The organism is Cupriavidus sp. JZ107, assembly GCF_053903255.1.
The window spans coordinates 2,397,248-2,422,738 of the sequence record NZ_CP096481.1 but is presented as its reverse complement, the minus strand read 5'-3'; the positions used below and the strand labels follow the sequence as shown (position 1 = coordinate 2,422,738).

Genomic DNA, 25,491 nt, shown 5'->3' with positions numbered 1-25,491 from the left:
GTGGGCGGCGGCCGCCGGGGAGAGGGGAGGGCGGAGGCGCCGGCTCAGTCCTCGATCACCGCGTTGGTGAAGACTTCCTGCACGTCGTCGAGATTTTCCAGCGCGTCGAGCAGCTTCTGCATCTTGACGGCATCGTCGCCGCTGAAGCTGACTTCGTTCTGCGGCTTCATCACGACGTCGGCGACCTCGGCCTTGAAGCCGGCCGCTTCCAGCGCCGCCTTGACGGCGCCGAAGTCGTTGGGCGGGCAGGTGACCTCGATCGCGCCGTCCTCATGCGTCACGACGTCGTCGGCGCCGGCTTCGAGCGCCGCTTCCATCAGCTTGTCCTCGGGCGTGCCCGGGGCGAACAGGAACTGGCCGCAATGCGTGAACATGAACGCGACCGAACCCTCGGTGCCCATGTTGCCGCCGTGCTTGGAGAAGGCGTGGCGCACTTCGGCGACGGTACGGGTGCGGTTGTCGGTCAGGCAATCGACGATGATCGCGGCGCCCGACAGGCCATAGCCCTCGTAGCGGATTTCCTCGTAGCAGGCGCCTTCCAGACCGCCCACGCCGCGCTGGATCGCGCGCTGGATGTTGTCCTTCGGCATGTTGGCGTCCGTGGCCTTGTCCATGGCCAGGCGCAGGCGTGGATTGGAGTCGGGATCGCCGCCGCCAAGCTTGGCGGCGACGGTGATTTCCTTGATCAGGCGGGTCCAGATCTTGCCGCGCTTGGCGTCGGCGGCGGCTTTCTTATGCTTGATATTGGCCCATTTGGAATGACCGGCCATGTTTCTCTCCGAGGCGGAACAGGTACGCGAGGCGCGTGCAGCGCGGCAAGGGCAGCATGGCCGAAGGTTGGCGGCCGGGCCGGCGGACGTTCGAAGACGCCCACGGCTTGTTGCGATGCACGCGCCGGGTGATGGAATCATCAGCGGCAGGCCATGACTGCTGGCAATCACTGCTGGATATAATCAGCCCGGGATTTTATCACGCGCCCCCGCGCGCCAGACCGCCGGCCCGGCCCTTGCCGTGCCGGTGCAAGGCGGGCCGGAATGGCGCAACACCAGCCGCACCATCGCTTCATCAGCGCATCGTCATCGCCTCGTCATCCACCGGAGCCCCAGCATGGCCGACCCCATCGTTATCGCCAAGAACGCCCAGCACGAACTGGCCCTGCTGCCGCAGATGGGCAATCGCCACGGCCTGATCACCGGCGCCACCGGCACCGGCAAGACCGTGACGCTGCAAACGCTGGCGCAGGGCTTCTCGCGGCTCGGCGTGCCGGTCTTCATGGCCGACGTCAAGGGCGACCTGACCGGCATCTCGCAGCCGGGCCAGCTGTCCGACAAGCTCGGCAAGCGGCTGGCCGACCTCGGCCTGCCCGAGCCGGTCTGGGGCGCCTGCCCGACCACGCTGTGGGACGTGTTCGGCGAGAAGGGCCATCCGGTGCGCGCCACCGTGTCGGACATGGGCCCGCTGCTGCTGTCGCGCATGCTCGAGCTCAACGACACCCAGCAGGGCGTGCTGAACCTGGTGTTCCGCATCGCCGATGCCAACGGCCTGCTGCTGCTCGACGCCAAGGACCTGCGCGCGATGCTGCAGTACGTCGGCGACAACGCGTCGCAGTTCACCACCGAGTACGGCAATATCTCGGCCGCGTCGATCGGCGCGATCCAGCGCGGCCTGGTCGCGCTCGAATCGCAGGGCGCCGACGTGTTCTTCGGCGAGCCGATGCTGAACCTGGACGACTTCATGCAGACCGACAAGGGCCTGGGCATGGTCAATATCCTGGCCGCGGACAAGCTGCTGCACGCACCGAGGCTGTACGCGACCTTCCTGCTGTGGCTGCTGTCCGAGCTGTTCGAGAAGCTGCCCGAGGCCGGCGACCTCGACAAGCCGAAGCTGGTGTTCTTCTTCGACGAGGCCCATCTGCTGTTCAACGACGCGCCGAAGGCGCTGCTCGAGAAGATCGAGCAGGTGGTGCGGCTGATCCGTTCGAAGGGCGTCGGCGTGTACTTCGTCACGCAGAATCCGATCGATATTCCGGACACCGTGCTGGGGCAGCTCGGCAACCGCGTCCAGCATGCGCTGCGCGCGTTCACGCCGCGCGACCAGAAGGCGGTCAAGGTGGCCGCCACGACGATGCGCGCCAATCCCGAGCTCGATGTGGAGAAGGCGATCGGCGAGCTGGCGGTCGGCGAGGCGCTGATCTCGCTGCTCGACGCCAAGGGCACGCCCGGCATCACGCAGCGCGCCTGGGTGCTGGCGCCGGGCAGCCGCATCGGTCCGATCGACGAGGCCGAGCGCAAGCAGCTGCTGGCGTCGTCGCTGGTGGCGGGGACCTACGAGAAGGCGGTCGACCGGGAATCGGCCTACGAGCGGCTCAAGGGCAGGGCCGTGCAGGACGCGGATGCGCAGGCTGGTGCGCGGAACGGCGGGCAGGCAGGAAGCGAGCCCGCGCAGCAGCAGGCCGGCGATCGCGGCTGGCTCGACGAGGCCGGCGATCTGTTCGGCGGACTGACGCGCGGCACCGGCAAGAGCGGCCGCGGCGATTCGATCCTCGAATCGATGGCCAAGTCGGCGGCGCGCACCATGGGCTCGCAGGTCGGCCGCGAACTGATCCGCGGCGTGCTCGGCAGCCTGCTGGGATCGGGGCGCAAGCGCCGGTAGCGAGGGACGTTTGCCCTCTCCCCCGGCCCCTCTCCCGCAAGCGGGAGAGGGGAGAGAAAACCGGGCGGCGCTTCGATGTTCGTGGAACGGACTGCCCTGTTCCGCTCGCGTGACGCAGGGAAGAAAAAACCGGCGGCGCTTCAACATCTGTGGGGTGGCTCCCTCTCCCGCTTGCGGGAGAGGGTTGGGGAGAGGGCAAAGGCGCCGCCCCAACCCCTCCGCCTCAGTTCTTGGTACCGAACAACCGGTCTCCCGCATCCCCCAGCCCCGGCACGATATACGCGTGCTCGTCCAGATGGCTGTCGAGCGAGGCCACGTACAGCTTGACGTTCGGGTGGGCCTTCTGGAAGACCTCGACGCCTTCGGGCGCCGCCACCAGCGCGACGAACGTGATCGCCTCGTCCTTGACGCCGCGGCGCTTGAGCACATCGACCGCATGCGCCGCCGAATAGCCGGTGGCGACCATCGGATCGCACAGGATGAAGCTGCGGTCCTCCAGGTCGGGCAGCCGCACCAGGTATTCGACCGGACGATGATGCTCGTCGCGATAGACGCCGATATGGCCGATCCGCGCCGACGGGATCAGCTCGACCAGGCCGTCGCTCATGCCGACACCGGCGCGCAGCACCGGCACGATGGTCAGCTTCTTGCCGGCGATCACCGGCGCATCCATGCTGACCAGCGGCGTGTCGATATGGCGCGTGGTCAGCGGCAGGCTGCGCGTGATCTCGTAACCCATCAGCAGCGTGATCTCCCGCAGCAGCTCGCGAAAGGTCCGCGTCGACGTGTCGCGGTCGCGCATGTGCGACAGCTTGTGCTGGATCAGCGGGTGGTCGAGGATGAACAGATTGGGGAAACGCGGATCTTGCTTCATGGCGGGTAGCGGCAGGGCGGGAAGGAGGGGGCCTGGATCGGGCGCGGGGTTCGGTCGGCAGGCCGTTGGTGCGGGATTGTAATGGATCGACTCCATGTCGTCCCCGCGCAAGCGGGGACCCAGTGACTTTGCGCCCTGGCGGCGATCAAGACGCTGGGTCCCCGCCTGCGCGGGGACGACATGGCCGCCATCCGATGCCTTTGCGCCTTTTGACATACAATCCTCGCGTCTGTCCGGCGGCATTGTCGGGCGGCAATCCCAAACATTTCCCGATGTCATGCCTTGCCGCGCCCGCCTGTCGGCGGCCGTGCGCGGACAGGCCGTTTGCACCATACCCGTGCCCGCTTCCCAGAAATCCCTCGCCAGCCCCGCCAGCGCTTCCGCCGGCGCGCGGCAGCGCACCGGGCTTGCCGTCGCCGCGATCGGCGCGGTGCTGTTCTCCGGCAAGGCCATCGTCGCCAAGCTGATGTACCGCTACAACGTGGACGCCGTGATGGTGATCACGCTGCGCATGCTGTTCGCGGTGCCGCTGTTCATGGCGATCGGCTGGTGGCAGTCGATGCGGCTGCCGCCGCTGTCGTGGAGCGACCGCGCCCGCGTGCTGATGCTCGGCTTCATCGGCTACTACCTGTCGAGCTTTCTCGATTTCCTCGGCCTGCAGTACATCACCGCAGGGCTGGAGCGGCTGATCCTGTTCCTGACGCCGTCCTTCGTCGTGCTGGCGACCGCCTTCGGCTTCAAGCGCCATATCAGCCGCCAGCAATGGATCTCGCTGCTGCTGGCCTATGCCGGCATCGTGCTGGTGCTCGCGCACGACCTCGACGTCAGCGGCAGCCAGGTGTGGCTTGGCGCCGCGCTGGTGCTCGGCAGCGCGCTGAGCTACGCGGTGTATCTGATCGCCAGCGGCGAGCTGGTGGCGCGCATCGGCTCGCTGCGGCTGGTCGCCTATGCGATGTGCGTGTCGACCGCCTGCTGCGTGGTGCAATATCTGGTGCTGGGACGCCCCTGGGGCGAACTGCTGCAGCCGGCGCCGGTGATGTGGCTGTCCGTGATCAACGCGGTGTTCTGCACCGTGTTGCCAGTGTCGCTGACGATGATGGCGGTCGCGCGCATCGGCGCGCCGATGGCCTCGCAGGCGGGCATGATCGGTCCGGTGTCGACGCTGTTCCTCGGCTTCTGGCTGCTGGGCGAGCCGATCACCGTGGTGCAGCTGGCCGGCAGCGCGCTGGTGATGGGCGGCATCTATCTGCTGTCGCGCGGCAAGGCCGCGCGGGCTTGAACACAGGCGTGAATACAAACTAGCGAATCAAGGAGAAGGGAGCATGGATTTCGGACTGCGAGGCAAGCATGCGCTGGTGTGCGGCGCGAGCAAGGGCCTGGGCTTTGCCTGCGCCGATGCGCTGGCCGCCGAGGGCGTCGATGTGGTGATCGTCGCGCGCGGCGCCGAGGCGCTGGACAAGGCCGCCGCCGACCTGCGCGCGCGCCATGGCCGCCGCGTGATCGCGGTGGCGACCGACATCACGACGCCGGAAGGCCGTCAGCAGGCGCTCGACGCCGCGGCCAAGCTCGGCGACCTCGACATCCTGGTCAACAACGCCGGCGGTCCGCCGCCGGGCAACTTCCGCGACTGGAACCGCGAGGACTGGATCGCCGCGCTCGACGCCAACATGCTGACGCCGATCGAGCTGATCAAGGCCACCGTCGACGGCATGATCGCGCGCAAGTGGGGCCGCATCATCAACATCACCAGCGGCGCGGTCAAGGCGCCGATCGATGTGCTGGGCCTGTCCAACGGCGCGCGTTCGGGCCTGACGGGCTTTGTCGCCGGCGTGGCGCGCGAGGTCGCCCAGCACGGCGTGACCATCAACAACCTGCTGCCGGGGCCGTTCAATACCGACCGGCTGTACAAGACGATGGAAGGCGCGGCGAAGAAGGCCAACCTGACCGTCGACGAGGTCGCGCAGCGGCGCGCCGCGCAGAACCCGTCGCGCCGCTTCGGCGACCCGGCCGAGTTCGGCGCAACCTGCGCCTTCCTGTGCAGCAAGCAGGCGGCCTACATCACCGCGCAGAACATCCTGCTGGACGGCGGCGCCTACCCCGGCACCTTCTGAGCGCGCGCATGACGACCATCCCTGTCGCCGCGGTTCCGCCGCGCATCGCGCTGATCGCGCACGACCGCAAGAAGGACGATATCGTCGCCTTCGCCCGCCGTCACCGCGACTTCCTCGTGCATTGCGAGCTGCTGGCCACCGGCACCACCGGCGGCCGGCTGATCGACGAGGTCGGGCTGTCCGTCACGCGCATGCTGTCGGGCCCGTGGGGCGGCGACCTGCAGATCGGCGCGCAGCTGGCCGAGGGCCGGGTTGCCGCGGTGATCTTCCTGCGCGACCCGATGACGCCGCAGCCGCACGAGCCCGATATCAACGCGCTGGTGCGCGCCTGCGACGTGCACGACGTGCCGTGCGCGACCAATGTGGCGACCGCCGACATGCTGATCGCCGAGATGCGGCGGCGCGCCGAGGCGCCGGCGGCCTGAGCCGGTGCGGCATCGCCGCGGCGCTTCCATCCGATCATCCCCAAGGAGAACCGAACCATGAGCAAAGCCATCCGCATCTTCGAGAACGGCGGTCCTGAAGTGATGCAGTGGGTCGACGTCGAGGTCGGCGAGCCCGGCCCGGGCGAGATCCGCATCCGGCAGGAGGCGGTCGGCCTGAACTACATCGACGTCTATTTCCGTACCGGGCTCTACAAGCAGCCGCTGCCCGGCGGGATCGGCATGGAAGGCGCCGGCGTGGTCGAGGCGGTCGGGCCGGGCGTCACGCATCTGCGCGAGGGCGATCGCGTCGCCTATGCCGGGCGTCCCACCGGCGCCTATGCGCAGGTCCGCGTGATGCCGGCCGATATCGTCGTCAAGCTGCCGGACGATATCTCGTTCGAGCAGGCCGCCGCGATGATGCTGCAGGGCATGACCGTCCAGTACCTGGTGCGCGACACCTACCGCGTGCAGCCGGGCGACACCGTGCTGCTGCACGCCGCCGCCGGCGGCATCGGCCTGATCGCGTCGCAATGGCTGAAGGCGCTGGGCGCCACCGTGATCGGCACCGTCGGCAACGACGACAAGGCCGCGCTGGCGCGCGAGCATGGTTGCGACCATACCGTCGTCTATACGCGCGAGTCGTTCCTGGACCGCGTCAAGGAGATCACGGGCGGCAAGGGCGTGGCCGTGGTCTACGACTCGATCGGCAAGGACACCTTCAACGATTCGCTGGACTGCCTGGCGCCGCGCGGCACCATGGTCAGCTTCGGCAATGCTTCGGGTCCGGTGCCGCCGGTCGATATCTCGGTGCTGGGCGCCAAGGGCTCGCTGAAGCTGACGCGGCCGACCATCATGACCTATGTGACGCAGCGCGAGCTGCTCGAGCCGATGGCGGCCGAGCTGTTCGACATCGTGCGCAGCGGCAAGGTCAGGATCGAGATCCGCCAGCGCTATCCGCTGTCCGAGGTCGCGCAGGCGCATCGCGAGCTGGAGGCGCGCAAAACCACCGGCTCGACCGTGCTGATTCCGTAAGCTCGTCGCTAGTTGCAACGAAAAAGGGCGCCAGTTCAGTGGCGCCCTTTGTTTTTTGTTCCTGCGAGGTCAGTGCGGCCTGACCGTGGTCGACTGCGTGCGCATCTGCGCTTGCCGCAGGATGTGCGGTGGCAGGCGCTTCAGGATCAGGTGTACGGCCAGCGGGATCAACACCAGGTCATCGACGATGCCCAGTCCCGCCACCACGTCCGGGATCAGGTCGATCGGCGACAGCGCGTACAGCACCACGCCGATCACCGCCGGCTTGAGCCAGCCGGGCGCGTCCGGATGCCGCAGCGCATGCCAGAGCAGGCGCCCATCGCGCCGCGCGAGCGTCCAAAGCGCCGAGAATCGTTTCCACATGAGAGGCCTCCTTCACACTGTGCACCCGCGGCTCGAAATGCGCGGCACGACAACAGGATAGCTTGGGCCGGTTCGCCGCGGTTCAAGTTCCCGGGGGCGGATGTGGCGAAAGACTTAAAGCAGGAGGGGAGGGTCTGCGGAAGGGAGGGTCTGCGGAAGGCAGGGATCGCCGAAGGGAGGGTTTGCCGAAGGGCGGGTTTGCTCCCCTCTCCCGCTTGCGGCAGAGGGGCTGGGGGAGAGGGAAGGGACGGTCGAATTGCGTACGTCAGCAACCAGTGCCCGCGCCGCTTGCCCTCTCCCCCGACCCCTCTCCCGCCTGGCGGGAGAGGGAGCAAACAAGCGGCAGAGGTCAGACGTCGGCAGCAGAGCGTCCCGATCAACCCGGAATCTGCCCCTCCACACCCTCGACATAGAACTTGATGCCGTGCAGGAACTTGTCGTCGGCCACCTGGCCCTCGGCGAGCTGTTCCTTGCCGGTGTTGTCCTTGATCGGGCCCTTCCAGATCGGCGCGCTGCCCTCGATGATGCCGCGGCGGCGCTCGGCGACCAGCGCCTTGACGTCCTCCGGCACATCGGCGTTGAAGCCGGTCAGGTCGATCATGTTCTCCTTCAGGCCCCACCAGGTGGTGCCGTTGGTCCAGGTGCCGCTGAGCACGTCGCCGACCACCTTGTTGTAGTAGACGCCCCACGAGATCACCGACGCCGCCAGATGGGCCTTGGGACCGAACTTGCTCATGTCGCTGTCCCAGCCGAATGCGTGCACGCCCTTTTCCTGCGCGGTCTGCACCACGGCGGCGGAGTCGGTGTTCTGCATCAGCATGTCGACGCCCTGGCCGATCAGCGTGGTCGCGGCCTCGCGCTCCTTGCCCGGATCGAACCACTTGTTGACCCAGACCACCTTGACGGTCGCGTTCGGATTGACGCTGCGCGCGCCGAGCGCGAACGAGTCGATGTTGCGGATCACCTCCGGGATCGGCACCGACGCGACCACGCCCATCTTGCCGGTCTTGCTCATCTTGCCCGCGACCACGCCGGCCAGGTACGCGCCCTCATAGGTGCGCACGTCGTACTGGGCGACGTTCTCCGCGGTCTTGAAGCCGGTCGCATGCTCGAAGCGGACGTCCGGAAATTCCTTGGCGACCTTCAGCATCGATTCCATGTAGCCGAAGGTGGTGCCGAAGATCAGCTTGTTGCCCTGGCTGGCCAGGTCGCGGAACACGCGCTCGGCATCGGCGGCCGATTCGGGGATGTTCTCGACATAGGTGGTCTTGACCTTGTCGCCAAATTTCTCCTCGACCGCCTTGCGGCCGCGGTCGTGCGCATAGGTCCAGCCGGCGTCGCCGACCGGTCCGATATAGACGAAGGCGACCTTCAGCGGCTCGCCCGCCTGGCCGGCGGCCGGTGCGGAAGCCGCGCCCGGTGCGGGCTGCTCGGCCTCCTTCTTGCCGCAGCCGGCCAGCGTGGCGACCGCCAGCAGCGTGGTGGCGGCCAGCGTCGCGAGGGACTTCCTGCGCGTGACGATCATCGATTTCTCCTTGTGTTGAATGCGCGAATGGACACGCGCGTTGGCTCTTGCTGGAAAACGCTTGCGGGAAATGGGTCAGGCGTTGCCGGGGCGGAATGGCCGTCCCAGCGACGCGGGCATATTGAGGCGGATCCACGCCGGATTGCGCGAGATCAGCGCCAGCACGACGATGGTGGCCGCGTACGGCAGCATCGACAGGATCTGCGACGGCGCGGACACGCCGATGCCCTGCAGGTAGAACTGCAGGATCGTTACGCCGCCGAACAGCCAGGCGCCGACCAGCACGCGGCCGGGCCGCCAGGTGGCGAAGGTGGTCAGCGCCAGCGCGATCCAGCCGCGCCCGGCGACCAGGTTCTCGACCCACATCGGCGTATAGACCAGCGACAGATAGGCGCCGGCCAGACCGCAGCAGCCGCCGCCGAACAGCAGCGCGGCGAAGCGGATCCAGCGCACCGGATAGCCGAGCGCGTGCGCCGACTCGGGCGATTCGCCGATCGCGCGCAGCGTCAGCCCGGCGCGCGTGCGGAACAGGAACCACATGATGGCCAGGCACAGCAGCACGCTGGCATAGACCATCCAGTGATGCTGGAACAAGGCCGGGCCGACGAAGGGCAGGTCGCCCAGCACCGGCACCTTGCTGCCCTGCGCGGGCATTGCATGGCCGACGAAGCGCTGGCCCATGAAGGCCGACAGGCCGGTGCCGAAGATCGACAGCGCGAGGCCCGTGGCGACCTGGTTGGTGGCCAGCACCAGCGCCAGCCACGCGAACAGCGTGGCCATCGCCATGCCGGCCAGCGCGCCGGCGACGAAGCCGAGCAGCGGCGACTGGGTCTGGTAGCCGACCATGAAGCCGAACACCGCGGCGACCAGCATCATGCCTTCGGCGCCGAGGTTCAGCACGCCGGCGCGTTCGTTGATCAAGAGGCCGAGCGCGGCAAGCAGCAGGGGCGTGCCGGCATTGATCGCGGTGGCGACAAGGGGAGCGAATTGTTCCATGAGCGGATATCGGTAGAGCCGCCGGATCAGCGGGCGGCCGCCGCGCGCCAGCGCAGGCGGTGGTCGATCAGGCTGTCGCAGGCGAGCAGGAAGAACAGCAGCATTCCCTGGAACACCCAGCCGATGGCCGACGGCAGGCCCAGGCGCGATTGCGCCATCTCGCCGCCGATATAGAACAGCGACATCACGATGCCGCCGAACACCGCGCCGACCGGATGCAGCCGGCCGACGAAGGCGACGATGATCGCGGTAAAGCCGTAGCCCGGCGAGATCGACGGCAGCAGCTGGCCGATCGGTCCCACCACTTCGAACGCGCCCGCGAGCCCGGCGAAGCCGCCGGAGATCAGCAGCGCCATCCACAGCGAGGCGCGCGCCGAGAAGCCTGCGTAGCGCGCGGCCGACGGCGCGGTGCCGCCGACCTGCAGCCGGTAGCCGGCGAAGCTGCGGAACAGGAACACCGTCATCACCGCCACCAGCACCAGCATCACGGCGAAGCCCGCGTGCAGCCGCGAGCCGGACATCAGGTTGGGCAGCAGGAGCTCCGACGAGAACACCCTGGACTGCGGGAAATTCATGCCCTGCGGATCCTTCAGCGGCCCGTTGACCACGTAGAGGATCAGCTGCTGCGCGATGTACGTCAGCATCAGCGAGACCAGGATCTCGTTGGCGTTGAAGCGGTCGCGCAGCAGCGCCGTGATGCCGGCCCACAGCATGCCGCCGGCGATGCCGGCGAGCGAAGCGAGCACCAGCACCGCGACGCCGCTGACCGCATGGCCGGGCACGTCGAACCACAGCACCGTCGCCGCGGCGAAGATGCCGCCGAGGATCAGCTGGCCCTCGGCGCCGATGTTCCAGACGTTGGCCCGGTAGCAGACCGACAGCCCCAGCGCGCACAGCACCAGCGGCACGGTCTTGAGCAGCACCTCGCCGAGCGCGCGCTTGTCCTTGACCGGATCGACCAGGAAGACCTTCAGCGCGGCCATCGGGTCCTTGCCGAGCAGCACGAACAGCAGCGCGCCGAAGGCCAGCGTCAGCGCCAGCGCGATCACCGGCGAGGCATAGGCCATCGGGCGCGACGGCAGGCCGCGCGGGGCCAGCGAAACGGGGAAGGCGAAGCCGAGCGATTTAGCCATGGGCGCGCGCCTCCGCGACGTCATGCCGGCCTTCGTCCTGGCCGCCGGGTCCGCCTTGCCACAGCCCGCTCATCCACAGGCCGATCTGTTCTCGCGTGGCATCCTCGACCGGGATCGACGGCGACAGCCGCCCCTTGGCGATCACGTGCAGCCGGTCGCAGATCGCGAACAGCTCGTCGAGCTCCTCCGATACGACCAGGATCGCGCAGCCGGTCGCCTTCAGCGCCAGCAGCTCGTTGTGGATCTGCGCGGCGGCGCCGACGTCGACGCCCCAGGTCGGCTGCGCGACGATCAGCACGCCGGGGCCGCTCTCGATCTCGCGGCCGACGATGAACTTCTGCAGGTTGCCGCCGGACAGGCTGCGCGCCAGTGCGTCGGGGCCGCCGGCCTTGACGCGAAAGCGCTGGATGATCGCGGCGGCGAGCCCGGCCGCCGCCTTCGGCGACACCAGCCCGCGCCGCACATAGGGCGGGTCCTGGTGCGACAGCAGCGTATTGTCGGCCAGGCTCATGCCGGGCACCGCGCCGCGGCCCAGCCGCTCCTCGGGCACGAAGGCCAGCCCCGCGCGCCGACGGGCGCGCGCATCGAGCCGGCCGACCGGTTTGCCGTCGAGCGCGATCGCGTCGCGCGCGGCGCGCGTGTCCTCGCCCGACAGCGCCGCCAGCAATTCCTGCTGGCCGTTGCCGGAGACGCCCGCGATGCCGACGATCTCGCCGGCATGCAGCTCGAGCGAGATGTCCTCGAGCGCGGTGGCGAACGCATGCGCGCGCGGCAGCGACAGCGCGCGCACCGACAGCCGCAGCGCCCCGCGCGGCGTGGCCACGCGCGCCTCGCGCGGCGGCTCGCCGCCGATCATCATGCGCGACAGCGAGGCCGCGCTTTCCTGGCGCGGGTCGCACAGGCCGGTAACCCGGCCCATCCGCATCACGGTGGCGCGATGGCACAGCGCGCGGATCTCGTCGAGCTTGTGGCTGATGTAGAGGATGCTGGTGCCTTCGTCGGCGAGCTGGCGCAGCGTGACGAACAGCGTCTGCACCGCCTGCGGCGTCAGCACCGAAGTCGGCTCGTCGAGGATCAGCAATTGCGGCCGCGCCAGCAGCGCGCGGACGATCTCGACGCGCTGCCGCTCGCCGACCGACAGCGTATGCACATGGCGCTCGGGCTCGAGCGGCAGGCCGTAGCGCGCGGCCGTCTCGCGGATCCGTGCGGCCAGCGCCTTCATCGAGGTGCCGCCGCGCTGCGCGGCCGGCAGCCCCAGCGCAATGTTCTCGGTCACGGTCAGCGTGTCGAACAGCGAGAAATGCTGGAACACCATCGCGATGCCCAGGTCGCGGGCGTCGTGCGGACTGTCGATGACGACCGGCGCGCCGTTGAAGTGCATGTGGCCGGCGTCTGGCTTGACCGCGCCGAAGATGATTTTCATCAGGGTCGACTTGCCGGCGCCGTTCTCGCCGAGCACGGCATGGATTTCGCCGGGAGCGACGGTCAGCGAGACGTCGTCGTTGGCGGTCACGCCGGGATAGCGCTTGACGATATGGGCAAGCGCCAGCCTGGGGGTGGAATTGGATGTCACTGAGGCGGCTCTGGTTGTCGTGGCAGCTTCGTCCGTCGGCACTGCGCGGCACCGGGGCAGACCGCGGGGAAGCGGCGCCACGGCACGGCGGCAGCGATCAGCAGTGAACAGCGGCAAGGCGAAGGCCAGCATGGCCGGGGCGCCTGGCCGCGTCATCACGGAAGCGTAATGCCTGTTATCAGGTCGGGATTATATAAGTGCGCGGGTCTCGCAACGGCCGCCGTGACCGCCGCTGCAGGTCCCGCAACGGATGGCGGACGGTTGCAAGTCGCATGCCGGATGCGCGGCGGGGAAAGAGAAGAAAGGGGGAAGGCCCGGCGAACGCGGGCCCTCGAAGGGCTGTCTGGGGCGCTCAGGCAGCGGAGGCCGAAGCCCCGGTGTTCTCGCCCGCCTCGCTGCCGGCGCGCTCCGCGGCCAGCGAGCCCTGCATCACCGCCTCGCGCTTCTCCAGCAGATGCTGGCGCAGGATCGCGGCGAGCCGTTTGCCGTCGCGCGCTTCCAGCGCCTGGATCATGGCCTCGTGGTCCTGCACCGCGCGGTCCCATTTCTGGGTCTGCTGGTTGGAGCGGAAGCGCAGCGCCTTGAGCCGGCGGTTGATCGACAGATAGGTCTGGCGCAGCACGCCATTGCGCGCGGCCGCGTTGATGCGGTCGTGGATCTCCTGATTGCGGCTGTAGTAGCCCGACAGGTCGTTCTGCGCGCGGCAGGCCAGCATCGCGTAGTGCAGCGCCTTGATCTGCGCCAGCTCGGCCGGCGTGATGCGCTCGCAGGCCAGTTCGCCGGCAAACGCTTCGAGTCCGGCCATCAGTTCGAAGGTCTCCCAGATCTCGGCCTCGGTCATCCGCGACACGCTGGCGCCGCGGTTCGGCGAGATCTCGATCAGGTTCTCGGCGGCCAGCACCTTGAACGCCTCGCGCAGCGGCGTGCGCGAAATCCCCAGCGTCTCGCACAGTTCGCGCTCGTTGAGCTTCATGCCGGGCTTGAGCACGCCCTCGGTGATGAACTTGCGCAGGTGCTCGACCACGGTGTCGTGCAGGCGCTGGCGCTCCAGCCGGGGCAGCAGCGGGGTGGCGCCGCTGTCGGGCAGCGGTTCCCCTTCGGCGGAATTTTGCATTCAAAGTCCTTATCCGTGATGTCCCGGCCATTCTAGCGCAGAGTCGCCGGCAACTGTCCTGCAGCCCGCGTGGCGCCGGCAATCCGGGTAAACGAGCGCGCTTCCGGGGCAATTTCCGCTTGGGCTGGCCGACCTCGGCTGCTACAGTATTTTGAATTCAAAATTCAACAAGGAGGCACCAGTCCCATGATCTCGCTCGACTTTCACCCCGCCGGCCGCCATTTCCTGCAGATTCCGGGACCGAGTCCGGTACCGGATCGCATCCTGCGTGCGATCAGCTATCCGACCATCGACCATCGCGGGCCGGAATTCGGGGCGCTCGGGCGCAAGGTGCTGGCGGACATCCGCAAGATCTTCAAGACCGAGCACCCGGTGATCATCTACCCGGCCTCGGGCACCGGCGCCTGGGAGGCCGCGCTGTCGAACACCACGAGCCCGGGCGACACCGTGCTGATGTACGAGACCGGGCATTTCGCCACGCTGTGGAAGTCGATGGCCGAGTCGCTCGGCCTGCAGCCGGAATTCCTCGGCCTGCCCGGCATCGAGGGATGGCGCCGCGGCGTGCAGGCCGACATGATCGAGGCGCGGCTGCGCGAGGACAGCGGCCATCGGATCCGCGCGGTCTGCGTGGTGCACAACGAGACCTCGACCGGCGTGACCTCCGACATCGCCGCGGTGCGCCGCGCGATCGATGCGGCGGGCCATCCGGCGCTATTGATGGTCGATACGATCTCGGGCCTGGCCTCGGCCGACTACCGGCATGACGAGTGGGGCGTGGACGTGACGGTGTCGGGCTCGCAGAAGGGCCTGATGCTGCCGCCGGGCATCAGCTTCAACGCGCTGTCGCCGAAGGCCATCGCGGCCAGCAAGGAGGCGCGCATGCCGCGCAGCTTCTGGCGCTGGGACGAGATCATCGAGTCCAACAAGAACGGCTACTGGCCGTACACGCCGAACACCAACCTGCTGTACGGCCTGTCCGAGGCGCTCGACATGATCCTGGAGGAGGGGCTGGACAACGTGTTCGCGCGCCACCAGCGCCTCGGCGAGGCGACGCGCCGCGCGGTGCGCGCCTGGGGCCTGGAGATCCAGTGCGCCGATCCGGCGGTCTACAGCCCGGTGCTGACCGGCGTGATGATGCCCGACGGCGTCGACGCCGACGCGGTCCGCAAGCGCATCTACGAACGCTTCAACATGTCGCTGGGCCAGGCGCTCGGCAAGATGCGCGGCAAGATGTTCCGCATCGGCCATCTCGGCGATTGCAACGACCTGACGCTGATGGCGACGCTGTCGGGCTGCGAGATGGGGCTGAAGCTGTCGGGCGTGCCGCTGCAGGGCAGTGGCGTCGCGGCGGCGATGGAGTACCTGACCTCCCATGCCGACACCCCGGTGCTGAAGGCCGCTGCCTGAGCGGATGGAGCTGCGATGACGGATCTGTCCACGCCGTTGGCCCCTTCATTGGCTGCCTCGCCGATCGTCAAGCCGCTGCACTTCGTCCGCGCCGAAGGCGGCCCCGGCTCGCCGCTGGCCACACGGTTGCGGCGCGAGCTGCGCGGCGACGTGCTGTTCGACTGCGCCAGCCGCGGCCGCTATGCGACCGACGCGTCGATCTACCAGATCATGCCGGTCGGCGTGGTGGTGCCGCGCGACCAGCGTGACCTGCTGCTGGCGCTGGAGATCGCCCGCGATGCCCATGCGCCGGTGCTGGCGCGCGGCGCCGGCACCAGCCAGTGCGGCCAGACCGTCGGCGAGGCGCTGGTGATCGACAACAGCAAGTGGCTGAACCAGGTGGTCGACTTCGATCCGGTCGCGGCCACGGTGACGGTGGAACCGGGCATCGTGCTCGACCACCTGAACGCCTGGCTCAAGCCGCATGGGCTGTGGTTCCCGGTCGATGTCTCGACCGGCGCGCAATGCACGATCGGCGGCATGGCGGGCAACAACTCCTGCGGTTCGCGCTCGCTGGCCTACGGCAACATGGTCCACAACGTGCTGGCGATCGACGCGGTGCTGGCCGACGGGGCGCAATGCCATTTCGGTTCGCTGGCGCAGCCGCCGGCCGATGCACGCGTGCTGGCGATGCTCGAGCGCCTGCGCGCGATCGCCACGCGCGAGCGAGACGAGATCGCCGAGCGCATGCCCAAGGTGCTGCGCCGGGTCGCCGGCTACAACATCGATCTGTTCGACTGCCAGAATCCGCGCGCCTATACCGACGACGGTCATGCCAACCTGTCGCATCTGCTGGTCGGCTCGGAAGGCACGCTGGCCTACAGCCGGCAGATCACGCTGAAGCTCGCGCCGCTGCCGACGCACAAGGTGCTGGGCGTGGTCAATTTCCCGACCTTCTACCAGGCGATGGAAATGACCCAGCATATCGTCGGGCTGGCGCCGGTCGCGGTCGAGCTGGTCGACCGCACGATGATCGACCTGTCGATGGCCAACCCGGCCTTCCGCCCGGTCATCGCGTCGGCGCTGCGCGGCGAGCCGCAGGCGATCCTGCTGGTCGAGTTCGCCGGCGAGGATGCCGCCGCGCTGCGCGCCGACCTCGATGCGCTCGACGAGCTGATGGGCGACCTCGGCCTGCCCGGTTCGGTGGTCAAGATGCCGGACGCCGGCGCGCAGAAGGCGCTGTGGGAAGTGCGCAAGGCGGGCCTGAACATCATGATGAGCATGAAGGGCGACGGCAAGCCGGTCTCCTTCATCGAAGACTGCGCGGTGCCGCTGCCGCATCTGGCCGAGTACACGCGCCGGCTGACCGAGGTGTTCCATCGCCACGGCACCGAGGGCACCTGGTATGCGCACGCCAGCGTCGGCACGCTGCACGTGCGGCCGATCCTGGACATGCGCCGCGACGGCGCGCAGAAGATGCGCGCGATTGCCGAGGAGGCCGCCGCGCTGGTGCGCGAGTACAAGGGCGCCTATTCGGGCGAGCACGGCGACGGCCTGTGCCGCGGCGAATGGGTGGCCTGGCAATACGGCCCACGCATCCATGCCGCCTTCGGCGAGATCAAGGCGCTGTTCGATCCGGACAACCGCTTCAACCCGGACAAGATCGTGCGGCCGCCGAAGATGGACACGCGCGAGCTGTTCCGCTTTCCGCCCGGCTACCAGCGGCTGCCGCTGCAGCCGGCGCTCGACTGGTCGGCCTGGAACGTCAGCCGCGATCCGCTGAGCGGCGAGGAAACGCCGCCGGGCAGCGGCGGCGATCGCACCGGCGGGCTCGCCGCCGCGGTCGAGATGTGCAACAACAACGGCCACTGCCGCAAGTTCGACGCCGGCACCATGTGCCCGAGCTACCGCGTCACGCGCGACGAGCAGCATGTCACGCGCGGCCGCGCCAACACGCTGCGGCTCGCGGTGTCGGGCCAGCTCGGCGAGGCAGGACTGGCCAGCGAGGACGTCAAGGCAGTGCTCGACCTGTGCGTGTCGTGCAAGGGCTGCAAGCGCGACTGTCCGACCGGCGTCGACATGGCGCGGCTCAAGATCGAGGCGCGCCATGCGTGGGCGCAGCGTCATGGGCTGACGCTGCGCGATCGGCTGGTGGCCTTCATGCCGCGCTATGCGCCGTTGGCGAGCCGCATGCCCGGCCTGATGGCGCTGGCCGAGCGGATTCCGCTGCTGTCGGACTGGACCAAGCGGGCGCTGGGCTTCGCGCCGCAGCGCAGCCTGCCGCGCTGGCAGCGTTCGTTTCTGTCGACGATTGCGCGTGCCGGCCGCGGCGATGCCACCCCGGCCACTGCCGGCGCCGGCGCTGCGACGGACACCGCTTCCGTGGCCGTTTCGTTTGGCGATTCATCTGTCGATGCGGCCGCCGGGGGACAGCGGGAAGTGGTGCTGTTCGTCGACACCTTTAACAACCACATGGAGCCCGAGAACGCGCGCGCCGCGCAGGCGGTGCTCGAAGCCGCCGGCTACACCGTGCATCCGCTGATGCGGCCGGGCGAGCGTCCGCTCTGCTGCGGCCGCACCTTTCTCGCCGCGGGCCTGGTCGAGCAGGCGCGGCAGGAGGCGCGGCGGCTGCTCGACGCGGTGCAGCCGTTCGTCACGCGCGGCGTGCCGATCGTCGGGCTCGAGCCGTCTTGCCTGCTGTCGCTGCGCGACGAATTCCTCGGCTACGGCTATGGCGACGAGGCGGCGCGGCTGGCCGCCGGCGCCTTCCTGTTCGAAGAGTTCCTGGTGCGCGAGCGCCAGGCGGGGCGCCTGAGCCTGAAGCGGCTGGCGCTGCAGCCGCTGCCGCAGCGCGAGGCGCTGGTGCATGGCCACTGCCACCAGAAGGCCTTCGACGCGTTCACGCCGGTGCAGACGGTGCTGGGCTGGATTCCCGAGCTGAAGGTCACGCCGATCCAGTCCTCGTGCTGCGGCATGGCCGGCAGCTTCGGCTACGAGGCCGAGCACTACGAGGCGTCGGTGGCGATGGCAGAGCTGTCGCTGCTGCCGGCGGTGCGTGCCCGCGCGGACGACGCCATCGTCGTCGCCGACGGCACCAGCTGCCGCCATCAGATCCTTGACGGTGCCCACGCGCAGGCCTGGCACGTGGCGCGCGTGCTGGCCGCGGCGTTGACGGCGCGCGCAGGGGCGGCGGTGACGGACTAGCGAGGGGGTAGCAATACAGGGAGGACAGGCCGGCACCGTTGCCGTGCCGGCCGCAAACCAGTCCGCCGCACAGACCGCACAAGGCCGCTCGACGGCCGGCACGCGGCGGACCGATGTGACATTCCAACGAGGAGACAGGCAATGCAAAGCAAGCACAGCAAGCAGGGCAAGCGTTCGATGCTGGCGTTCGGCGCGGCCGCGCTCGCGATCGGCGGCGCGCCGGCCGCGGCATGGGCATGGGAGCCGACCAAGCCGGTCGAGATCGTCGTGCCGTTCAGCGCGGGCGGCGCGTCCGACCAGATGGCGCGCTCGATCCAGAGCATCATCGCCAAGCACAAGCTGATGAACCAGCCGGTGATCGTGGTCAACAAGGCCGGCGCCAGCGGCGCCGAGGGCCTGATGGACACCAAGGCGTCGCAGGGCAATGCGCACAAGCTGCTGGTGACATCGTCGGCGCTGTACACGGTGCCGATGGTCAGCCACCTGCCGTTCAGCTGGCGCGACCTGACGCCGATCGCGATGGTCGCGCAGGACGAGTTCGTGCTGTGGACCAATGCCGAGGCACCGTACAAGACCGTCGCCGAGTTCGTCGAGGGCGCCAAGGCCGGCGCCGGCAAGGTCAAGATGGGCGGCACCAGCTCCAAGCGCGAGGACCAGATCATCACCACGCTGATCCAGAAGAAGACCGGCGCGAAGTTCATCTACGTGCCGTACAAGGGCGGCGGCGAGGCGGCCACGCAGCTGTCTGGCAAGCATATCGACGCGAACGTCAACAACCCGTCCGAATCGATCGGCCAGTGGCGTGCCGGCGAGCACCGCGCGCTGTGCGTGTTCGCGCCCGAACGGATGGGCTACACCGCCAAGGTCACCCAGTCGCAGAGCTGGCGCGACGTGCCGACCTGCAAGGAGCAGGGGCTCGACGTCCAGTACCAGATGCTGCGCGTGTTCATGATGCCCGGCGGCATCACGCCCGATCAGCAGAAGTACTACGTCGAGCTGATGCGCAAGATCGTCGCCACGCCGGAGTGGAAGGAGTACCTCGAGCGCAATGCGCTGAAGAGCGAATTCGTCGCCGGCAAGGCGCTCGAGGACTTCCTCGTCAAGGACGAGAACGCGCACCGCGACATCCTGAAGGAAGCGGGCTTCATGGCCGCGCGCTGAGCCGGCACCGCAATGACGCGCGGCCGGCTCGACGCGGGCCGCCGCGCGCACCGACTGGGAGAGCTTTCGATGGAAACACAGCAAGAGCATGCGGCCGCCGCCGCGCACGCCGACCGGGCCGATCACGCCGACCGCGCTGATCACGCCGAGGCGGACGCGCCCGGCGTGTCGCTGCGCGCGGTCGAGCTGGTGGTGGCCGCGCTGCTGCTGGCGGCCGCCGCGGTGGTGATCTGGAGCAATCACCGCATCGGCGCCGGTTGGGCCGCCGACGGTCCGGAGGCCGGCTACTTTCCGCTGCGCGTCGGCGCGATCGTGCTGGTGTGCAGCCTGGCCGTGGCGTGGCAGGCGTGGCGCACCCCTGCGGACGCGATCTTCGCCAGCTGGCAGCAATTGCGGCAGGTCTGCGTGATCCTGCTGCCGCTGACGGTCTACGTCGCGCTGATCGGCTGGCTCGGCATCTATGTCGCATCGGCGGTCTTCATCGCCGGCTTCATGATGGCGGTCGGCAAGGCCGAATGGTGGCGCGCGGCGCTGCTGGGCGCGGGGATCAATCTGGTGCTGTTCTGGATCTTCGAGATCCAGTTCCGGGTGCCGCTGCCGAAGGGGCCGCTGGAAGCGGCGCTCGGCTTCTAGGAGGGGCACCATGGAGGAATTCAATGCGCTGATGCACGGCTTCTCGGTCGCGCTGTCGTGGCAGAACGTCGGCCTGATGTTCGTCGGCATCCTGCTCGGCATCGTGGTCGGCGTGCTGCCCGGGCTGGGCGGCCCCAATGGCGTCGCGATCCTGCTGCCGCTGACGTTCTCGATGGATCCGACCTCGGCCATCATCATGCTGTCCTGCATCTACTGGGGCGCGCTGTTCGGCGGGGCGATCACGTCGATCCTGTTCAATATCCCGGGCGAGGCCTGGTCGGTGGCGACCACCTTCGACGGCTATCCGCTGGCGCAGCGCGGCGAGGCGGGCCGCGCGCTGACGTCGGCCTTCACCGGCTCGTGCCTCGGCGCGATGGCCGGCGTGCTGCTGATCACCTGCCTCGCGCCGCTGGTGGCGAAGTTCGCGCTGCGCTTCGGCCCGCCGGAATATTTCGCGGTCTATCTGCTGACCTTCTGCAGCTTCGTCGGCATGGGCAAGGAGGCCAAGCCCAAGATCCTGATCGCGATGTGCGCTGGCTTCCTGCTGGCGGCGGTCGGCATGGACACGGTCTCCGGCACGCTGCGGATGACCTTCGGCTCGACCGAGCTGCTGCGCGGCTTCGACTTCCTGGTCGCGGTGATCGGGCTGTTCGGCATCAGCGAGATCCTGATGACGATGGAGGAGGGCGTGGCCTTCCGCGGCAAGCAGGCGCGCATCGACCTGAAGGTGGTGCTGCGTACCTGGGCCGAGCTGCCGCGCTACTGGATGACGGTGCTGCGCTCGTCGGCGATCGGCTGCTGGCTCGGCATCACGCCGGGCGGCGCCACCGCGGCGTCGTTCATGGGCTATGGCGTGGCCAAGCGGATGGCGCGCGATCCGGACTCGTTCGGCAAGGGCAATATCGAGGGCGTGGTCGCGCCGGAGACCGCCGCGCACGCGGCCGGCACCAGCGCGCTGCTGCCGATGCTGGCGCTCGGCATTCCGGGCTCGGCGACCGCCGCGGTGCTGCTCGGCGGCCTGATGATCTGGGGCCTGCAGCCGGGGCCGCTGCTGTTCCAGGAGCAGGGTCCGTTCGTCTGGGGGCTGATCGCCAGCATGTACCTGGGCAATATCGTCGGGCTGCTGGTGGTGCTGTCGACGGTGCCGCTGTTCGCCGCGATCCTGCGGATCCCGTTCTCGATCATCGCACCGCTGATCCTGGTGGTCTGCGCGATCGGCGCCTATACGGTCAACAACGCGCTGTTCGATGTCTGGCTGATGCTGGGCTTCGGCGTGATCGGCTATGTGCTGAAGAAGCTGGACTATCCGCTGGCGCCGCTGGTGCTGGCACTGGTACTGGGCGACCGCGCCGAGGACGCGTTCCGGCAGACCATGCTGGTGTCGTCGGGCTCGCTCGATATCTTCTGGTCCAACGGACTGGTCGGCACCATCATGACGCTGGCCATCCTGGTGCTGATCTGGCCGATGATCGGCGACCTGCGCGCGCGGCTGCGCAAGGGCAAGGGGGTGGCGGAGGCGGTGGAGGGGAATGGGTAGGGCGCGAGGCGGCCCTTTCCCCGGCCCTCTCCCGCAAGCGGAAGAGGGAGAACACCCACTGAATCACAACGCCGGCCGTCTGCTCCCCACTCCCGATTGCGGGGGGCGAGAACACCCACCGACCCACCAAACGCCGGTGGTTTGCTCCCCTCTCCCGCTTGCGGGAGAGGGGCCGGGGGAGAGGGCCCGGGGAGAAGGGCCGGGGGAGAGGGCAGCGGCGCATCGCGCCGCTTCCCGACCTTACCCCGCGCTCTGCACCTTCCCCTCGAACCGCCCATCGCGGAAGTCGCTGAGCGCCTGGTGGATCTGGGCCTCGCTGTTCATCACGAACGGTCCGTACTGCACGATCGGCTCGCCCAGCGGCTTGCCGGCGATCAGCAGGAAGCGCGCATCCTGCGTGGCCTTGACGATCACGCCGTCGGCGTCCGCCTCGTTGGCCAGCACGCCCATCCGCTGCGCGTCGAGCGCGGCCAGCGCGTCGCCCTCGCCGATGCTGACCTCGCCCCGATAGACGTAGACGAAGGCGTTATGCCCGGCGGGGATCGCCTGCGCGAACGATTGGCCCGCCGGCAGCGATACGTCCAGATACAGCGGCTCGGTGACGGGCCGCGTCATCGCGCCTTGCACGCCGTGCGAGGCGCCGGCGAGCACGCGCACCACTGCGCCGCCCGGCAGCGCGACGGTCGGGATCGCCGCGGCGGGCAGGTCGCGATACCAGGGCGCCGTCATCTTGTCGCTGGCCGGCAGGTTCAGCCACAGCTGGAAGCCCTCCATGCGGCCATCCTGCTGTTCCGGCATCTCCGAATGCACGACGCCGGCACCGGCCACCATCCATTGCGCGCCACCGTTTTCCAGCAGCCCCTCGTTGCCGGCGCTGTCGCGATGGCGCATGCGTCCGGCCAGCATGTAGGTGATGGTCTCGAAGCCGCGATGCGGGTGGGCCGGAAAGCCGCCGATGTAGTCGTCGGCCCGGTCCGTGCCGAAGGCGTCGAGCATCAGGAACGGGTCGAGCCGGCGCTGCAGGTTCTGCGTCAGCACGCGGGTCAGCTTGACGCCGGCGCCATCGGAGGTGGCGATGCCGCGCACCACGCGGTCGATGGTGCGGGTGCGCCGCACCGCTTCCTCGGCGGTCGCCGGCACGGTGGTCAATTCGTTCAGGTTGCGGATGTCGTCCATGTCGATCTCCTGTGTCTTGGCGAGCGGCGCCTCGCGCCGCGGTACCCCCTCAATGTAAGGGTTTGGCGGGAAAGCGGTAGCCGGGAACAGGGCAAAAGAGCGTTCTATTGATGGAATGATGGGACCTGGTTTGTGAACGCCACTGGAACGCCACTGGAACGCGGATTGCCGCCATGCCGGGTGCCTTCTCAGGCGTTTGGTCAGGCCCGCGGACGCGCAAAAAGAACCCAAAAGACGGCCGGCCGACGGGCGGGGTGACAAGATCGCTGAAGTTGGTTAGAATAGCGACCTCTTTGCCATCCGTTGTTGCAAATTAGCCGCTTGAGCTTCGCGCTCGCCGTGGCCGATTTCGCGACCACGGCCGATTGACCGGCGGCGCGTCGGAACTTTCAATTTTGCGCTGCCACTGGCCTGCGAGGTCTGGACTTACCGTCTGGCGACCGTCCGCGTCCGTCCGGCTCCTGCCGACGCCGCACCGACCGTCGCACCGATCCGCAGCGCCGCGCCAGGGCCGCTGGCGCCCGCCCGTTCCGGGCGGCACCCGCGGTCCGTCACCGGGCCCCCATCGCCTCGCCCCCTCGTGCGGCAATGGGCGCCCACCGTCCGTCCGCCGGCATCGCGCCGGTCATGGCGGACAGCACCAATCTAGTCTGGACCCGGCCGGGTCCGCCGTCATGGCGCATGTCCCCATCGGGTCCCGCCATCGCGCTGGTCCGTTGCCGTCGTCCTTCATGGACCGCCGTCGCGGCCGTCGCGCCTTGGTGCGCCTGTCGTGCCGCGCTTTTGCCGCCGCCTGTCGCCGCTTGGCCGATCTGCCGATCCGCCGATCCGCCGATTGCGACGCCGGCTGGCTTACGGGAGAAAAGATGTCGCAGCGAATCTGGCGTGGACTCGGCTGGACCGGTTTCATCGTGTTGGCACTGGCCGGCCTGCTGGCCTGGGTCGGCGTCGATGCGATCGCCGAGCACCGCGAACGCCTGCTTTACGACGTGGCCGACCACCTGCGCCTGGTGGCGTGGTCGATGGCGCTGGCGCTTGCCACCGGCGTGCCGGCCGGCATCCTGCTGTCGCGGCCGGCGCTGCGGCGCTGGGCCGACCGGCTGATGCAGGTCTTCAACATCGGCAATACCGTGCCGTCGCTGGCGGTGCTGGCGCTGTCGCTGGCCGTGCTGGGCATCGGCGAGCGGCCCGCGGTGCTGGCGCTGTGGCTGGCCTCGCTGCTGCCGATCGTGCGCAATACCTGCGAGGGCCTGCGCGGCCTGCCGCCCGCGCTGCTCGAGGCGGCCAAGGGCATCGGCATGACGCCGCGCCAGCGGCTGCTGCGGGTCGAGTTGCCCAATGCGATGCCGGTGATCCTGGCCGGCGTGCGTACCAGCCTGGTGATCAACGTCGGCACCGTGCCGCTGTCGTTCCTGATCGGCGCCAACAGCCTGGGCGAAATGATCTTCCCCGGCATCTACCTGAACAAGCCGTCGCTGCTGCTGCTGGGCGCCGCGGCCACCGCGCTGCTGGCGCTGGCGCTCGACGCGCTGTTCGCCGCGGGCGGACGCTTCTATCTGCGCCGGCGAGGGCTGGCGGCATGAAGCGGACCATCCAGCGGAACACCCAGCGGAACATCAAGGAGAACACCATGACGATGATGCGATCGCTTCGTCCGCGCGCGTGGCTGGCCGCACTGCTCGGCGCCGCCGCGCTGCTCGTCAACGCGCCGGCGACGGCCGCCGATGCGGCGCCCGTGCGCGTGGGCGGCAAGAACTTCACCGAGCAGCTGATCCTGTCGTCGATGACCTCGCAGTATCTGCGCGCCAAGGGCCTCGCCACCGAGCTGACGGCGGGCCTGGGCAGCACGCTGATGCGGCAGGCGATGGAGAGCGGCCAGCTCGACGTGGTGTGGGACTACACCGGTACCGCGCTGATCGTCTTCAACCGCGTCGAGGAGAAGCTCGATGCCGAGCAGAGCTACGCCCGCGTCAAGTCGCTCGATGCGGCCAAGGGCCTGGTGTGGCTGCAGCCCTCGACGATCAACAACACCTATGCGCTGGCGATGCCGCGCCACCGTGCGGAGGCGGCCGGCGTGAGCACGCTGTCCGAGCTCGCCGACAAGATCCGCGCTGGCGGCGAGGACAAGCGCCACAACTTCGCGGTCGACATGGAATTCGCCGCGCGGCCCGACGGCCTCGAGCCGCTGAAGGCCGCCTACGGGCTGCCGTGGGCGCGCCGCGACGTGATCCAGCTCGATCCGGGCCTGGTCTACACCGCGCTGCGCAACGACCAGGTCGAGACCGGCCTGGTCTACGCCACCGACGGCCGCGTCAAGGGCTTCGACCTGGTGCTGCTGCGCGACGACAAGGGCTTCTTCCCGGCCTACCAGGCGGTACCGGTGGTGCGCAAGGCGGTGCTCGACGCCCACCCGCAACTGGCCGAGCTGCTGAACGCGCTGGCCGCCGCGCTCGACAACGCGTCGATGACGGAGATGAATTACCGCGTCGACATCGAACAGAAACCGGTCGACGCCGTCGCGGCCGATTTCCTGCGCCAGCACGGGTTGATCTGACGCCCGCTCGGGCGCAGACAACACGGACAACCACGGACAATC

Annotated in this window: 21 protein-coding genes; 12 read left to right on the top strand and 9 right to left on the bottom strand. The window is 68.9% G+C overall.

The features are described from left to right. Window positions 1-44: 44 nt before the first annotated feature. Window positions 45-770, bottom strand: a complete 726-nt coding sequence (locus M1D55_RS20630; protein ID WP_456281710.1) for a YebC/PmpR family DNA-binding transcriptional regulator — start codon at window positions 768-770, stop codon at window positions 45-47. Window positions 771-1,107: 337 nt separating this feature from the next. Between M1D55_RS20630 and M1D55_RS20625 the strand changes: the two genes are divergently transcribed. Beyond that, the gene (locus M1D55_RS20625) at window positions 1,108-2,652 is read left to right on the top strand and encodes a helicase HerA-like C-terminal domain-containing protein (RefSeq protein WP_064573005.1); all 1,545 of its coding nucleotides are present in this window, start codon (window positions 1,108-1,110) and stop codon (window positions 2,650-2,652) included. Between the two features lie 223 nt (window positions 2,653-2,875). Here M1D55_RS20625 and upp read toward each other — a convergent pair whose 3' ends face one another. Next, entirely contained in the window at window positions 2,876-3,526 is a 651-nt protein-coding gene (gene upp / locus M1D55_RS20620; protein WP_006577223.1) for a uracil phosphoribosyltransferase, read from the bottom strand. A gap of 337 nt (window positions 3,527-3,863) precedes the next feature. Here upp and M1D55_RS20615 point away from each other — a divergent pair, with 337 nt between their 5' ends. Genes M1D55_RS20615 through M1D55_RS20600 form a run of 4 tightly spaced genes read left to right on the top strand, consistent with a single transcriptional unit; the run spans window position 3,864 to window position 7,094 of the window. Next, window positions 3,864-4,805: a DMT family transporter gene (locus tag M1D55_RS20615; RefSeq protein ID WP_006577222.1), complete on the top strand. Its 942-nt coding sequence runs from the start codon at window positions 3,864-3,866 to the stop codon at window positions 4,803-4,805. Between the two features lie 43 nt (window positions 4,806-4,848). Further along, on the top strand, window positions 4,849-5,637 hold the full coding sequence (locus M1D55_RS20610; RefSeq protein WP_023263585.1) for an SDR family oxidoreductase: 789 nt from the start codon (window positions 4,849-4,851) through the stop codon (window positions 5,635-5,637). Window positions 5,638-5,645: 8 nt separating this feature from the next. Further along, window positions 5,646-6,062 carry a methylglyoxal synthase gene (locus M1D55_RS20605; RefSeq protein ID WP_064573008.1) on the top strand — a complete coding sequence of 139 codons (417 nt, stop codon included), beginning with the start codon at window positions 5,646-5,648 and terminating at the stop codon, window positions 6,060-6,062. Window positions 6,063-6,119: 57 nt separating this feature from the next. Further along, complete coding sequence (locus tag M1D55_RS20600) at window positions 6,120-7,094, top strand: quinone oxidoreductase family protein (RefSeq protein WP_456281709.1); 975 nt, start codon at window positions 6,120-6,122, stop codon at window positions 7,092-7,094. Window positions 7,095-7,163: 69 nt separating this feature from the next. Here M1D55_RS20600 and M1D55_RS20595 read toward each other — a convergent pair whose 3' ends face one another. The 6 genes from M1D55_RS20595 to M1D55_RS20570 form a co-directional block, all read right to left on the bottom strand. Then, on the bottom strand, window positions 7,164-7,457 hold the full coding sequence (locus tag M1D55_RS20595) for a YkvA family protein (RefSeq protein ID WP_006579827.1): 294 nt from the start codon (window positions 7,455-7,457) through the stop codon (window positions 7,164-7,166). A 376-nt stretch (window positions 7,458-7,833) separates the two neighbouring features. Continuing rightward, window positions 7,834-8,982, bottom strand: a complete 1,149-nt coding sequence (locus tag M1D55_RS20590) for a BMP family ABC transporter substrate-binding protein (RefSeq protein ID WP_006579826.1) — start codon at window positions 8,980-8,982, stop codon at window positions 7,834-7,836. 75 nt (window positions 8,983-9,057) lie between these two features. Further along, window positions 9,058-9,978 carry an ABC transporter permease gene (locus M1D55_RS20585; RefSeq protein WP_232204750.1) on the bottom strand — a complete coding sequence of 307 codons (921 nt, stop codon included), beginning with the start codon at window positions 9,976-9,978 and terminating at the stop codon, window positions 9,058-9,060. Between the two features lie 26 nt (window positions 9,979-10,004). Continuing rightward, window positions 10,005-11,111 (bottom strand): ABC transporter permease, encoded by a 1,107-nt coding sequence (locus M1D55_RS20580; RefSeq protein WP_456281708.1) that lies wholly within the window; start codon window positions 11,109-11,111, stop codon window positions 10,005-10,007. Beyond that, a complete protein-coding gene (locus M1D55_RS20575) occupies window positions 11,104-12,684 on the bottom strand; it encodes an ABC transporter ATP-binding protein (RefSeq protein WP_232204748.1) in 1,581 nt (526 codons plus the stop codon). The genes M1D55_RS20580 and M1D55_RS20575 overlap by 8 nt, the downstream gene beginning before the upstream one ends. Window positions 12,685-13,036: 352 nt before the next feature. Further along, window positions 13,037-13,798 (bottom strand): GntR family transcriptional regulator, encoded by a 762-nt coding sequence (locus tag M1D55_RS20570; protein ID WP_006578958.1) that lies wholly within the window; start codon window positions 13,796-13,798, stop codon window positions 13,037-13,039. A 186-nt stretch (window positions 13,799-13,984) separates the two neighbouring features. On the opposite strand from M1D55_RS20570, the gene M1D55_RS20565 reads away from it, so the two are divergent. The 5 genes from M1D55_RS20565 to M1D55_RS20545 all read left to right on the top strand — a co-directional run bounded on the left by M1D55_RS20565 (window position 13,985) and on the right by M1D55_RS20545 (window position 21,719). Further along, complete coding sequence (locus tag M1D55_RS20565) at window positions 13,985-15,205, top strand: pyridoxal-phosphate-dependent aminotransferase family protein (protein ID WP_064573014.1); 1,221 nt, start codon at window positions 13,985-13,987, stop codon at window positions 15,203-15,205. Between the two features lie 15 nt (window positions 15,206-15,220). Beyond that, window positions 15,221-18,388, top strand: coding sequence for an FAD-binding and (Fe-S)-binding domain-containing protein (locus M1D55_RS20560; protein ID WP_064573016.1), 3,168 nt, complete (start codon window positions 15,221-15,223; stop codon window positions 18,386-18,388). 177 nt (window positions 18,389-18,565) lie between these two features. Further along, the gene (locus tag M1D55_RS20555; RefSeq protein WP_064573746.1) at window positions 18,566-19,549 is read left to right on the top strand and encodes a tripartite tricarboxylate transporter substrate binding protein; all 984 of its coding nucleotides are present in this window, start codon (window positions 18,566-18,568) and stop codon (window positions 19,547-19,549) included. A gap of 69 nt (window positions 19,550-19,618) precedes the next feature. Then, complete coding sequence (locus M1D55_RS20550) at window positions 19,619-20,182, top strand: tripartite tricarboxylate transporter TctB family protein (protein WP_231906241.1); 564 nt, start codon at window positions 19,619-19,621, stop codon at window positions 20,180-20,182. A 10-nt stretch (window positions 20,183-20,192) separates the two neighbouring features. Next, window positions 20,193-21,719, top strand: coding sequence for a tripartite tricarboxylate transporter permease (locus tag M1D55_RS20545; RefSeq protein WP_023263323.1), 1,527 nt, complete (start codon window positions 20,193-20,195; stop codon window positions 21,717-21,719). Window positions 21,720-21,959: 240 nt separating this feature from the next. Here the strand turns inward: M1D55_RS20545 and M1D55_RS20540 are convergent, their stop codons facing one another. Continuing rightward, window positions 21,960-22,895: a pirin family protein gene (locus M1D55_RS20540; RefSeq protein WP_064573018.1), complete on the bottom strand. Its 936-nt coding sequence runs from the start codon at window positions 22,893-22,895 to the stop codon at window positions 21,960-21,962. A gap of 866 nt (window positions 22,896-23,761) precedes the next feature. Between M1D55_RS20540 and M1D55_RS20535 the strand changes: the two genes are divergently transcribed. Both M1D55_RS20535 and M1D55_RS20530 read left to right on the top strand, forming a co-directional pair. Next, window positions 23,762-24,478 (top strand): ABC transporter permease, encoded by a 717-nt coding sequence (locus tag M1D55_RS20535; protein ID WP_064573748.1) that lies wholly within the window; start codon window positions 23,762-23,764, stop codon window positions 24,476-24,478. A 56-nt stretch (window positions 24,479-24,534) separates the two neighbouring features. Beyond that, window positions 24,535-25,449 (top strand): glycine betaine ABC transporter substrate-binding protein, encoded by a 915-nt coding sequence (locus M1D55_RS20530; protein ID WP_064573749.1) that lies wholly within the window; start codon window positions 24,535-24,537, stop codon window positions 25,447-25,449. Window positions 25,450-25,491 lie beyond the last annotated feature (42 nt).